7 protein-coding genes are annotated in these 11,961 nt (G+C 35.4%); 3 read left to right on the forward strand and 4 right to left on the reverse strand.

Annotated features, from left to right (window positions below; all coding sequences use genetic code 11):
• Positions 1-4 precede the first annotated feature (4 nt).
• The gene (locus B3P23_RS03320) at positions 5-3,202 is read right to left on the reverse strand and encodes a SusC/RagA family TonB-linked outer membrane protein (RefSeq protein WP_293924491.1); all 3,198 of its coding nucleotides are present in this window, start codon (positions 3,200-3,202) and stop codon (positions 5-7) included.
• Positions 3,195-6,053 (reverse strand): TlpA family protein disulfide reductase, encoded by a 2,859-nt coding sequence (locus B3P23_RS03325; protein WP_293924493.1) that lies wholly within the window; start codon positions 6,051-6,053, stop codon positions 3,195-3,197. Before B3P23_RS03325 ends, B3P23_RS03320 begins: the two co-directional genes overlap by 8 nt.
• A 531-nt stretch (positions 6,054-6,584) precedes the next feature.
• On the opposite strand from B3P23_RS03325, the gene B3P23_RS03330 reads away from it, so the two are divergent.
• The 3 genes from B3P23_RS03330 to B3P23_RS03340 all read left to right on the forward strand — a co-directional run bounded on the left by B3P23_RS03330 (position 6,585) and on the right by B3P23_RS03340 (position 8,898).
• Positions 6,585-6,965, forward strand: coding sequence for a helix-turn-helix domain-containing protein (locus B3P23_RS03330; protein WP_293924495.1), 381 nt, complete (start codon positions 6,585-6,587; stop codon positions 6,963-6,965).
• A gap of 3 nt (positions 6,966-6,968) precedes the next feature.
• A complete protein-coding gene (locus B3P23_RS03335; protein ID WP_293924497.1) occupies positions 6,969-7,379 on the forward strand; it encodes a helix-turn-helix domain-containing protein in 411 nt (136 codons plus the stop codon).
• A gap of 145 nt (positions 7,380-7,524) precedes the next feature.
• Positions 7,525-8,898: a Fic family protein gene (locus B3P23_RS03340; protein ID WP_293924499.1), complete on the forward strand. Its 1,374-nt coding sequence runs from the start codon at positions 7,525-7,527 to the stop codon at positions 8,896-8,898.
• A gap of 287 nt (positions 8,899-9,185) precedes the next feature.
• On the opposite strand, the gene B3P23_RS03345 is transcribed toward B3P23_RS03340, so the two are convergent.
• Together B3P23_RS03345 and B3P23_RS03350 are read right to left on the reverse strand one after the other, a co-directional pair.
• Entirely contained in the window at positions 9,186-10,139 is a 954-nt protein-coding gene (locus B3P23_RS03345) for an endonuclease/exonuclease/phosphatase family protein (RefSeq protein ID WP_293924501.1), read from the reverse strand.
• A 330-nt stretch (positions 10,140-10,469) separates the two neighbouring features.
• Complete coding sequence (locus B3P23_RS03350) at positions 10,470-11,954, reverse strand: SusD/RagB family nutrient-binding outer membrane lipoprotein (protein ID WP_293924503.1); 1,485 nt, start codon at positions 11,952-11,954, stop codon at positions 10,470-10,472.
• Positions 11,955-11,961: the final 7 nt, after the last annotated feature.

Below are 11,961 nucleotides of genomic sequence, written 5' to 3' on the forward strand. Positions count from 1 at the left end.
AAGTTTAATAATTCATTTTTAATCCAATCGAAAGCATACGAGGAGATAAATAATATGATGCTGATGGAAAATCAGGATCCAAACCCTTTCTATTTTTCCTCCATAGAATACCCATATTGTTTAAATAGCAATAAACAGATAAATTTGAGATTTTAGATCTACTTCTCAAAAACTGAGACATTGCATAATCTAGTCGGATATCGCGAAGTCGAATATGGTCTCCTTCCTCCACCAATATTTCAGAACGAGTGTACACCATATCTCTATTTGCTACATTTGCAAAGGGATTAGATGGCACATTCGTTTTCAATTCATCTCCTGTTTGCTTCCACCGATCCAAATAATCAGCATGCATCCCTTTTCCATTAGTTAGCAAAAGACTATATTCCACTGAATTTCTTCTAAAATAATACCCAAATTTGAATGCGATATTAAAACTAATAGACAGATATTTCCATTGAAGATTATTTCTAAACGCTCCACTATAAATCGGAATACTGCTTCCGTGATCAACGAGTTTATCTAATGCGAGTCCATTAATATACTTAGTATACTCCGTGTTTAATACTCCATCATTTTCTACCAAAGGATTACCAGTCTGTGGATCCAGACCATACCAAGGCAAACTATACATTTCATCAATGGACTTATTTTTTATAGGACGATTATCCATACCTCTAGTATATCCTGAGACTGAAACTGTATTATCACCATAGTAGTCTGTTACCAAATTACTCGTGCGTGATATCCAGAATTCATTGGACCATTTCACCTTGTTCCCTATTCCATTCAATCCCAGGGTTAAATCGAATCCCTTCGTTTCCATCTTCGCATAATTACGCTTAAGCTTTGCTTGCGTACCTCCGTAGTACACCGTCGGATCAATCAAGTCTATTCCAATAAGGTCGTCTGACTTCTTCCGATAATAATCAAAAGAGCCGTTAAGCTTCCCTTTTAACAATCTAAAATCAGCACCTAAATTAAAAGTAGTGACCTTCTCCCAACGCAAATTTTGATTTCCTGGAGACGTAATTAAAGCCTGCTGTAGATTAGTTGTCGAATTTACACTGTAAGAAACGGTTGGAAAAGCAGTCATACTTCGGTCAATGTTACCATTCTTTCCATAGGTAACTCTCCATTTCAACATTTGCACAAGATCATTTTTAAAAAATGATTCTTCCATCATATTCCATGCAACACCTGTTGACCATAGCGGAACACCTTTTTGATTCGTATTCACACCAAACAAATTAGAGGCATCCCATCGGATACTACCAGAAATCATGTATCTGGATCTCCAATCATAACCAAAATTGGCATAATAAGACAAGTAACGGTCAATGTTCTCTCTCAATGCACTAGACGGAAAAGGAATACGACCAGATGATTGCGGACGCAGTGGATAAACTTTTGTATAATCCAAAATCATTTGAGAAGTAAGTAATTCGTCATCATAACCATAAAGAGTATAGTCGTCCAGTTTACTTTTAACTTCCCGTTGTTCCGTTCCCATAAGTAAAACAACACGATTTGACCCAAATTGCTGATCGACATCCAGTTGCAGTCTTCCAGATCTGGAAAGCAGATTTTGTTTACCTTGATTTAATATATCACCATATGGAAAGGCTCGAAAACCATCAGACTGGGTATAACGATTGACCAAGTTCCTGACATAGTAACCATCTTTTGAATTCAGATTCCGATTATTAGTTATAGCTTTCAAAGATTGTAGATTAAAGGAGAACCGTACTCCTTTCAATAGATTATAGTTGACCCCAAAAGTCCAACGATTTTCATCTCTATCCGAGTGCTTGTCCTGCAAAATAAGTTCATCCAATGGTCGATAAGACCAATCCAATAAACCTTCCGAAGATGCATTTTTTACGTAGTCAAGATTATAGTCTTTTACAATAGATGCATGGCTTCCATCATCTTCTTGAAGTGACATGTAGGGATATAGATAAGAAAAGCTTCTAAAATCAACTGCATTGGACAGACTATTCTCGGCTATAAAACCATATGAAAAATCGACATTTAAGTTTTTAATCGGACTATAGCTGAGCGAAGAAGAAAATGTACTCCTTTGTTGATGATTACCCATATCAGTCATTCGCTTTCCATCCCATCCGCCAGAAAAGAAATAGCTCAATTGCTGAGAACCACCTTGCATATTCAAATTATACTGTTGTGAAAAAGCAGGTCGATATAAATAACGTGAAGCTTGGTCACGAACATCAATTTGAGATAACTGCAGCAACATATTATTTAATTCTGAGTTGCTCAACTCCTTGTTCCTGTGTTTAAATAACATCATAACAACGGGTGATAGTGGAGATTTTGCGACATCATTATACTTCGCATCATAGATACCCCGATTAAAATATTCCTTCTCAAGGTCGAGGTAATCTTTTGTTGGAATAAAGTCATCTCCATACTTTAAGTTTGGTTTGGAAGAGAATGAATTTAATGCATTTAAGGATACTGAGAGCGGATGATCTTTCTTTCCTTTCTTGGAAGTCAAAACAATTACCCCATTTGAAGCACGCGCACCCCATATGGAAGTTGCAGCTGCATCTTTAAGTACGGTAATTGACTCAATATCGTTAGGATTTAGACCCGTTATATCACCATCATAAGGAAAATTATCCAAGACAATCAAAGGTGAACCGTCAGCATAAATAGTATTAGCCCCTCTTAATCGCATAGCTAGGCGTTCATTATCACCACTAATTTGTCCCACCCTTCTTTTGTCAAATTGCAGCGAGGGTGTAATATCCTCAAGCCTATCCAAAATAGAAGAAGAGGTACTCCGCTGTATTAACGTATTGTCAATAAAATCAAAGCTTCCAGTAGCCCGTTCTTTTGGCAATGAATAATACCCCGTACTGATCTCTACTTCATCCATCAAAATAGAATGAGGTATCAAAGTTACTTGGAGATTAGTTTTATTGAACGCCACTTTTTTAGCCCTGTATCCAACAGACGATATCCAGATTGAATCCTGTATGTCTGAAATGATCTGAAAATTTCCGTCAGCGCCAGATATTGCCAACACTTCAGATCTTAAGTTTTTGATCGTAGCACCTTTTATTCCGACTTTTGTAATGTCATCAACTACAGTTCCAGTATACCTAGATTGCGCAAAAATTGTATTAAAAAGGTATACTAATCCAATAATAATAAAATATTTAAATTTATTCATCGCTACCACTCCTTTCTACGATCAACATAGGTAAAGTTGACATACCCCTTTTTATACCCAACCCAAATTGATAAAGAGCCTTATCAACAGCATTCAAATCCTTAGGATCTGCTTCCAGCTTGAGACTTACACTGCCAGCATAACCTGTCATGTCAGCAATTGGAAGACTATTTCTAAAATTGTTGGTGCGCAAATAGGCAATTAGATTTCTTAATGGTCTATTGACCAAAGTATATGAATTTACATCGGAAGATGTTTTGGGAGTACCATTCTGCATTTGGAATTTTTCAAAAACGGTTTTATCTTTTACATAAAGACAGAATGATTCTACACTTTTATCAACGACATAAGCCTTAACATTAAATCTTAAGGAAAGAAAACGAGAGAGATCCTGTTTGTATAAATCCATCTTTTGTTTTTCCCCCAATTCATTTACATGAGTAAGATAATAGCAATATAAATTAGATTTTTTCCATTGCCTAAGATTGCTTTCTGTCTTATAATCCTTCGTATTAATGAGCTCCAAGGGCAATTCCATCCTTTGCCTAAGCGAATCTGAAATACGCCATATAATCCGATTTTTCATACCACTAAACGGTATATTATCACGGTTTGCATAAAGTAGCAATCCGATAATAGAATGATTGAACAATGTCAATGATTGTTTTTTTTCAGATACTGCAAATATGTTATAAGGCAAGGCTTTTGTAAATGAGCTGCTAAAAATAGTATTATCTGCAATCATTTGACTCGTATCCGATATTGTTAATTTATTAAGGTCTGAATGGTCTATCTCTGATTCTTTTTGCAACAATTGAACAGGTTTGTTCATTACAAAATCATTGATTTTAGCAACTGTGGTAAGATTTCCATCCGTTATATAAGTCACTATCCCATCTTTAATCCATATCTGATGAGGGACACTCACATGAGGAAAATATCGGATTAGCATGCTATCGGCATAAATAGAGAACAAATCCACATCATTTTGCTTCAATATATGTTGAGCCGAACTTGCATTATTTTTGGTTACAGGAACCACAATAGCATCCTCATCCAACAAATTTAATTGAGCAGACAACTCTTTTAATTTATTTATGCACGGAACACACCATACAGTCCAAAAATCCAACAGGATCAACTTTTTATCACGGAAATTATTTAGATATATCCTCTGACTTCCCTGAGCGTAGTTCAGTACGTCCAAAGGTAAATGCCACAATGCTTCGGGAATAGTATCTCCCACCATAAGTGGCTTAATCTTATTAAGCCCATCAGCCCCGTTGTCCTTGCGAGGCGTCTGAGCTGATAAACTAAACATATAAAACATAAGGACTAGTAAAGAATAAGTCCTTATACTATTCAATGCGTTGAAAGAAATACCCATTAATTTTCGAAACTCATAAACACCCCACTCACTGACAGCATCGTGAACACTACTTAACATGTTATTTAAAGGGGTTTTTAAGCGATTTGCCAACTTATTAACACAAGGCCACACCTTTGCCCAGCATAAAAATTTTAGATGCTTAAAAACGCTTGTTTGAAATAAAGCACCTTTAGCGTATAGATCAAGTATGGATAAAGCATACATAAAGCGTTGATAGTGCGTTAGTAGTGTGTAAACGGATACCGTTTTACGCACTATCCATGCTTTATCTATGCATATGCAACGCATTACGGACGCTTGATCTACGCTTCGCCCATTGAAGTACGGTGCTTCACCAGCTGTCGCCTTCAAGTCCGTAGCCAAGCTACTGCCGTTAGTACCTATTTGGTAGCTCTCCAGTAGCTTCTCAGTACCTTTCCGATACCATTTCAGTAGGGCGTTAGTGAATAACCTGTACACTGACCGTACAGCAAGACCGGTTTTAGCAGATACATTCTTCATGAAAATCATAAAAAAAGCAAAGCCATCTGCTCCGATCTTGTTCGGACCTTCTTTTAACCTTCTTTTAACCCTGTAGTAAGTTTCCCTGTAACTGCGCAGTACTTGCAAAACACCTGCACCGTCCTTTTCCTGGTGCAGGGACGGGAGAGGTACGGTGCCCATACGGTGCAACGACGTCCGGAGGTAAAACAAAATCCGAAGCTTGTTAAAAGTAGGCATACTGCGGGTACCCCCTAGAAAAAGCTTCGATTTGCTGTTTGCCATATCTAGAAAGCTCCTACTTACTTTCTTTTCTTTTTCTCTACCCTTTTTTCTACATCCACTCGGGTTTTGCTCGACTATCCTTCGACTTTTCATGCACTGTAGCCGATGAAATCCCGAGGCCGAGTCGAAGCCCAGTCGCAGAAACTTAGAAGTTGGTGTTAATTTGGTCAGGAAAAAATCAGAATTTATGCTGCCTGATCTGTTTTCTTTGGTCTTTGTCTGCTTATTCATTGTTGGTTCATTACCTTTTGTCTGGTATTTCATTGCCGTTTGCTTGCCCTTTCTCCGCTTATTAATTGCCGATTCATTGCCGTTTGTTTGCTGTTTGTTCAGTGTTTCAAGGCTTCTGCATAGGCCCTGGGTTGCACCTTGCTTGCTTATTCTCTGCTGTTTTACTGCTAATTCTTTGCTTTCGATTTGGTTATTTAGCAATAAATAGTCAGAGGAATGGTTATCCAGTTCCAAGTCAGGCATATCGTTGTCTCCAACATTAAGCGCTCCCTCATAACAGGAAAGTCGTTGCATAAAAACGCAGTTAGTTACTTGTGCAATAGTGTTTTTCACTATGTTTCTAATCGCGGAATATTCAGATAATATCGGCTGCTTTCTACTCAATAGAAATTCTTCCCCATTAGGCTTCAATAGCTTCCGGAGATATCCCCAGAACTTGATTATATCTCGTGTAGTTTTGTTCATTATTTTGATTTTTTAGGCATAAAGCTTCCCCTACCCCTTTTCATCCCGAGGGTTGACACGTTTTATGCGTCAATAATCCCTCGGTTGAATAGGAGTCCACAGATAGAAATTTTATTTAATTAAATACTTAATGGAACGAAATAGATCGCTCCGCAAAGTCTTTTAATGTTTATTATTGAGTGCATTGGAAGAAAATAGATTCTAGAAATCTACAGCTCAAGTACCACGCTCAACAGTAAAAAATAAGATTATTTTAATTTTACCTAAGCACGTTTGAAAGAATTCATACTAGGTTATTTAATCGGCGTCACGTGCTTCAAGATAGAATGATGATAATAAATTTTGCCCTCTCAGCTACTCAGGGGCTGTAATAATGTTTTTATACAATTTTCTTTTATACATTGACGATATGCATTGGTTAATACAAAGAAAATACATTTATTATTATATAAAGAAAAAACGAGGTTGATTAATATTGTTTTTAGGTTGACTTTTATGTATATTTGTTATTAAACTTATAATTATTTTAAAATGGAAAAGAAAGTAAAAGTAGGTCGTAACATCAGCTTTATAAGAAATTTAAAAGGTATTAAGCAAGAAACTGTTGCGATAGAATTAGGAATTACTCAACCAGAGTATTCTCTGATTGAAAATTCTGAAGAAATTGAGGATAGCATTATTCGTCAAATAGCACAAATTTTAAATGTTACTCCCGAAATAATTAAAGAATTTAATGAAAATCAAGCTTTCTATAGTATAGAAAATAAAGTAGATAATTCAGCCATTCACGAAAATGGACATGGAATACATCAAATCTTTAGTCCAGTAGACAAGGTGGTTGAACTTTATGAACGTCTATTAGCTAGTGAGAGAGAGAAAATCGAAATACTTAAAGCTCAAATAAAAGAATAAAAGATGTCAGAAATAATAACAAATAAGTTAAGTCTTCATAGAGGCCGAAAAATTGAGCGTGTCAGGAAATTAAGAGGCTGGACTCAATCATTACTCGCTGAAAAATTAGAGGTATCAAAGCAAGCTATTTCTAAACTTGAACAATCTGAAAATATTGGCGATGAAAAGTTAGCTGAAATTGCAATTGCTCTTGGGGTAACATTCGAGGGATTACGTGATTTTACTGAAGAAAAAGTATTATATAACACCAATAATTTTTATGAAAATTGCGGTGTTTCTGCTACAAGTATTGCAGCTAATGTTGAGAATATTCAAAATCCATTGAAAGAAACTATTGAGATGTTCGAAAAACAACTTGAAGCTACTAGAAAAGACCTATTAAACATAATTAAAGAACGAATAACTTTGAAATAATAAGTCTTAGATTGAGTTATAAATTTAAAACTATATAAGTTATTTATGACGATCCAGAGATAATTAGAAAAGAGAAAGATCAATAAAAGGTAAAGGTCTCGCACGAATACACAAAAAAGTAATTAGTTATTTCAAATATACTATCATGAATCCAATTGAAGAGGCTTTAGAGTTAAAAAAAGAATTAGACGATCTTCGACCTTTAACAAAGGAGCAAGAGGACACGATTATGCAGAAATTTAGGTTAGATTGGAATTATCATTCCAACAATCTAGAGGGAAATTCTCTAACTTACGGTGAAACCAAAGCCCTTATACTCTATGGCATCACAGCACAAGGTAAACCATTAAAGGATCACTTTGAAATTACAGGACATGACGAGGCAATAAAATGGATTGAGGATCTTGTAAAAGGTGATTACCCATTAACAGAAAATTTCATTCGTGAACTGCACACCTTATTGCTCAAGTCTCCCTATGAGGTAAAAGCCATCACTCCTGATGGTCAACAAACCTCTAGAAGGATAGCTGTTGGACAGTACAAAACAACTCCGAATCATGTTCAAACAAGTACAGGTGAGATTTTTAGATTTGCAACTCCTGAGGAAACTCCTTCTAAAATGCATGACCTTATAAATTGGTTTAGATCTGAGATTGAAAAGCCTGATGTGAATACGCTAATTCTTGCTGCAGAATTTCATTATAGATTTATCCGTATCCATCCGTTTGATGATGGCAATGGTCGGACTGCACGTATTCTAATGAATTTTATATTGATGAAATTTGGCTATCCTCCTGTAATTATCAAGACTGAAGATAAAGAGAATTATTTTTCTGCTTTGCGACAAGCGGATGCTGGTATGATTACTTCCTTTATTGAATATATTGCTCAAAATCTTGTAAAATCTTTAAACATCATGCTGTCTGGAGCTCGGGGAGAGAGTATTGAAGAGGAAGATGATGTATTGAAAGAGCTCGCATTATTGAAAGCACAGCTGAAAAATGAGAAGCAAACCAAGTCTCCTTTACTCGCTTACAATACAATTGAAAATTTCAGATCTGAGAGTCTACCCATTTTGGATGAGGTAATAAAGGAAGTCGATGACTTATTCGCAGATTCTCGCATTTCGATCTACGTAAACGGAGAAGCTTTTAAAAACAACCTATCAGATATCAATTTTTCACATATTCATTCACCACTAAATTTTATCACAGGATTTACGGCCGAGAAAAAATTGAATATTTTTGGAAAAGATCTTTATAAAGATGAAATCAAAGAAATCTCTTGGATGGTAAAAAAGTGGGGCCTTAAAGGAGCAACTAAAAAAGGAGATTTAAATGTGGAAATAAAGCTAGTTTTAGGAGTTACACACCCTGCTTTAAAAGTTAAAGTAAATACGCAACCCAACATCATTGACTATCCATATCATTATGAAAAATCAATAGATATGGAAGTTCTTGAACATTTCAAAAAACTATTACTAAAAAGTATCATGAAGGAAATCAAACTGTCAATTTAGTAAATGATCATTAAATACTGCATAACTAAAAAAAACGCCTGAAGCTGGGAACTCGCAAGCGTTTTAACTAACCAATTATTTAACCTAAATTATGAATACATACTAAACGCAAGAGTTAGGTTATTGATATAAGTGATTTTGCGTTTTAACACACTTTAACAATTTTGATTAAAAAACCGGAGTACTTACAAACTGGGTGAGGATATTTTTCTCTAAAACTATCCATAATTCCAGATTTGGTCAATAGCAACCAACAGTCCTATGGAACTATAGCACTTCAAAAAAGTTTAAAACTCAAAATTTACAAACAAAGCTTTATGATCAGTTGGCCATACTCCTACAGGTAGCAGAAATTCATCCTGACTATCCTCATCCTGTTTTTTACCATACTTAACTGTTTCAGAAGGACCAACAATTTTGACTTCGGAAACTTTTATAGGCTTATTCGCTCTATAATAAACATAATCAATACGATCCCTATCATCTGCCTGTGGTGCCCATGCAAGTTTTTCCATACCGAGATCCTTATTAAACGATGGATAAGTAAAACCGGGATACTTAACAGGATTTGGATATTTTTCTCGAAAGCTATCCACAAAGCCAGATGCTTGTAATAAGACTGAACAATCCCAAGGAACTACTGTACCTCTATGATCGAACAGGTTTTTTGTTGCAGATGTCCAATCCAGATGAGAAGGTTCATTAAAGTCGTCGGCTATAATAATTGTTTCATCCTTATTTTCTTTATTAGCATCTTGAATAATATCTTTTATTGCTTCTTCTCTTCGTCCCTTTCGGTTAGCTTCTAAGATAGCGTCTACACCAACTATAGGTTGATCAAGTTTTTTCCAGGTAACGCCATCATATCCTCGAGGTAGATAACAGGCATAATTAGTGTAGTCCAAGTGCACAGCATAAAATGTTATGTTCCTTCCATTCACTTGGATTTTACTTTTTAATACTCCGCCCATTTTACTAGTATCACCATATAACGCTTGTTGATCTTTAATTGGAAATTTAGAAATAAAAGCTACATCTAAAGATGGCTCACTAGAAATGCCATGATACACCGCATTTGTACTTTTCAATTCTTGCAAGATACGCAGCACAAAATCCGTTTTGTTATAATTGCGAACCTCGCTGAATAACACCACATCAGCCTTCTTATCTATAATTTCATCCGCTATTGCCTTAAAACCATTTGGAACCATCGTACCTTCTTGCCAAATATTAATCTTCAAAACCTTCAACTGATTCTTTTGTTGCGAGAAAGATAACTTCCCAATAAAAACAAGGGTCAGGACAATTATCAACTTTATTAAATTGAATATATGAAACATACTTTTTATTTTTCCTAATTATGATGCAAATCTCTCTTAATTATTCATAACATGTCAACAAGCTCTATGATCACGCATTCTAAAAAATGGATTCCAACAAACAAGTCTTCAAGTATATATGAATTAACCATAGACAAGAGAAAAATATAAATCTACAGTTTTATACATACGATTTAAAATAAAAAAGCGATCCCTTTCGAGATCGCTTTAAAAGTATAACCTTAAAAATAATTATTTAACATCCCACCATACCGGCATATAGATCAAAACATTACCAGGATAGTTCAAGTTTGAAGTTGCTTCACTATTTGCATAAGGCATACGTAAAGGCATTCTTCCAGCACCTAAAAGAGATTCCACGGAAGTGGTAAAGAAAGTAGGATACCCCGTTCTTCTCCACTCCGTCCATGCTTCAAATCCCTGAAAACCGCACATCGCAAAATACTTCTGCGTGATGATTGTTTTTAACTTAGTTTCAGTACTCGCTTCATCCTCAAACTTAGCATCTTTAGCATTGGCCAAGTAAGTTTTAGCTTCTTCATCACTATATCCTGTAGCTTTAAAACTGGCAGCCACTCCCTGCTTATACAAAGTTGTAGCGTCACCTTTACCCCAGCCTTTTAATGCCGCTTCAGCTTGTAAGAACAAACTTTCTGTATTTGACATCAATTTTACTGGCGCTGTAGCTGAAGTCGCTGCGTTCGCATTTGCAGCAACCAATGCAGATGGAGATGATACCGATTTATTCGTATTTGCTTTGTATCCACCTTGTACGATATGCGCTATTGTATCTTGAACTTTTCCATCAATACCGACCACTTTTTCATAAAATGCAAATCTTCTAGGGTCCTTATTCGCAACAAAAGCATTAACAACAGTACTACTAGCAACAACATTCTGTACTCTTCTTAAACCTACCATATCATTATAAAGTGGATTTTCGTTTCCTCCAGTAGTTGTGTACGTAATTGAAGCATCTTGACTTAAGAAAATTGGATTTGAAGCATACAAAGCTTTAATACCTGCTGAAGCTTTATCTGCATCTACATTAGAAATTCTTAGATATGCTCTTAATTTCAATGTATTGGCAAAAGCTTTCCATTTTTTTAAATCTCCACCAAAAATCATATCTTGGCTACTTACAGCATTTGCTTGTGCAGTTCCTAGTAATGCAACTCCTTTATCAATATAATTGAAAATGGAATCATAAACCAACTCTTGCTTTTCATATTTAGGGCTAATGAATTGAGCAGCATTTAGAGCTTCAGATAATGGAATATCACCAAATGCATCTGTTGCCACCTGAAAAGTATATGCTTTCAAGATATAAGCAATACCTTTAAAATACTCACTATTTGCAACGTTTGTATTTATAATTAATTCAGCATTATTTAAAGTATTTCTATAAAGAATTAACCATGATCTATCCATCGCCGTATTTGCGATTTTATATTGATCTATAGTCTGATACTGAGTAGATGATGGGTTTTGAGTCCAATATTGTCCCCATATATTTCCATACACTTGAAAAGTATTACCGATAACCTGACTAATACCAGCTTGTACCGTAGGTAAAAGTAGATTAGGATTAGCCTTGTCTGGATTATTGGGATTATCATTGATATCCAAAAATTTGCTACAACCCGTCAAGCCAAGCGTACCGATTAAAGCTACTGCTATTAGCTTTTTAGCATTTTTTAAATTTATTATGTTCATTATTTAT

It is taken from the genome of Sphingobacterium sp. UBA6320, assembly GCF_002440335.1.
Lineage (GTDB): Bacteria > Bacteroidota > Bacteroidia > Sphingobacteriales > Sphingobacteriaceae > Sphingobacterium.

What these genes read in the sequence shown, in the direction of transcription:
- B3P23_RS03320 (WP_293924491.1), bottom strand. Translation starts at nt 3,202, where the DNA reads ATGAATAAATTTAAATATTTTATTATTATTGGATTAGTATACCTTTTT.
- B3P23_RS03325 (WP_293924493.1), bottom strand. Translation starts at nt 6,053, where the DNA reads ATGAACAAAACTACACGAGATATAATCAAGTTCTGGGGATATCTCCGG.
- B3P23_RS03330 (WP_293924495.1), top strand. Translation starts at nt 6,585, where the DNA reads ATGGAAAAGAAAGTAAAAGTAGGTCGTAACATCAGCTTTATAAGAAAT.
- B3P23_RS03335 (WP_293924497.1), top strand. Translation starts at nt 6,969, where the DNA reads ATGTCAGAAATAATAACAAATAAGTTAAGTCTTCATAGAGGCCGAAAA.
- B3P23_RS03340 (WP_293924499.1), top strand. Translation starts at nt 7,525, where the DNA reads ATGAATCCAATTGAAGAGGCTTTAGAGTTAAAAAAAGAATTAGACGAT.
- B3P23_RS03350 (WP_293924503.1), bottom strand. Translation starts at nt 11,954, where the DNA reads ATGAACATAATAAATTTAAAAAATGCTAAAAAGCTAATAGCAGTAGCT.